Source organism: Variovorax sp. 01N425 (genome assembly GCF_056399465.1).
This window is the reverse complement of record NZ_JBFTRJ010000049.1, coordinates 1-1,512: the sequence shown is the minus strand read 5'-3', so window position 1 is coordinate 1,512 and position 1,512 is coordinate 1. Positions and strand designations below refer to the sequence as shown.

Annotated in this window: 1 protein-coding gene; it reads left to right on the top strand. The window is 62.2% G+C overall.

Going from position 1 to position 1,512, the window contains the following annotated elements; translation table 11 throughout:
* The coding region (locus AC1DSC_RS32605; RefSeq protein WP_478132091.1) for an IS1182 family transposase at window positions 1-1,368 on the top strand (1,368 nt) is incomplete at its 5' end.
* Between the last annotated feature and the right edge of the window lie 144 nt (window positions 1,369-1,512).

Below are 1,512 nucleotides of genomic sequence, written 5' to 3'. Positions count from 1 at the left end.
GACAACCCGGTGCGAGTCGTCGACGCCTTCGTCGAGGAACTTGATCTTCAGGCACTCGGCTTCAAAGGCGCGGACCCAGCTGCTACCGGTCGGCCTGCGTACCACCCGGCGGTGCTTCTCAAGCTCTACATCTACGGCTACCTGAACCGCATCCAGTCCAGCCGGCGTCTGGAGCGCGAGGCCCAGCGCAACGTCGAACTGATGTGGCTCACTGGCCGCCTTGCCCCGGACTTCAAGACCATTGCCGACTTCCGTCACGACAACGGCGCGGGCATCCGCAACGTCTGCAAGCGCTTCGTGGGCATGTGCCGGGAGCTCAAGCTGTTCACGCAGGCCATCGTGGCCATCGATGGCAGCAAGTTCAAGGCCGTCAACAGCCGCGACCGCAATGTCACCCCCGCCAAGATCGATGCGCGCCAGCGCCAGATCGAGCAGAGCATCCAGCGCTACCTCGACGCGCTGGAGACCGCCGACCGCACGCAGCCCGCGGAGGTCGAGGCCAAGACCGAGCGGCTGCAGGACAAGATCAAGAGATTGCGCGAGCAGATGCGCCAGCTCGATGAGACCAAGGAACAGCTGAAGCACGAACCCGATGGCCAGCGCTCCACCACCGATCCCGATTCACGCTCGATGAACTCACAAGCCAAGGGCTCGGGCCTGGTGGGCTACAACGTGCAAGCGGCCGTTGATGCCAAGCACCATCTGATCATTGCCCACGAGGTGACGAACATCGGCAATGACCGAGCCCAGCTGAGCAAGATGGCGCAGGCCGCTCGCGAGGCGATGGGTAAAAGCAGGGTGCGCGTCTTCGCTGACCGCGGGTACTTCAACGGCACCGAACTCAAGGCCTGCGAAGACGTTGGCATCACAACCTTCGTGCCCAAGCCGATGACCTCGGGCGCCAAGGCCCAGGGGCGCTTCGACAAGAGCGACTTCATCTATATCGCGAAAGATGACGAGTACCGGTGCCCTGCAGGACAACGACTGCGGTGGCATCAGACCACCACGGAACGGGAGATGAACCTGCGGGCTTACTGGACGTCGGTGTGCCCGCAGTGTCCCCTCAAGGCGCAATGCACCACTGGCAAAGAACGACGCGTGAAGCGTTGGGAGCACGAAGCAGTGCTGGAGCGCGTTCAGCAACGGCTTGATCGAAAGCCCGATGCCATGACGCTGCGAAGAAGTACCGTGGAGCATGTGTTCGGTACGCTGAAGCACTGGATGGGATCGACCCACTTCCTCACCAAGACATTGGCGCATGTGAGCACCGAAATGAGCCTGCACGTGCTGGCCTACAACCTCAAGCGAGTGATGAACATACTGGGGATCGCGAGAACAATGAGGGCGATGCAGTTGGCAAGGGCGTGAGCCCTTTTAGTCGCGCTCGCCGCGCAGCGCGGCCAGTGCCTGCATCACTGACTTCGCCGCCGAGTTCCGCGTCTGCAGCGCGCCAGCTTGCATCTCAGTTCGGCATACTCGCACGTCGAGTGCGTTTCCACACAACCTCGGCCA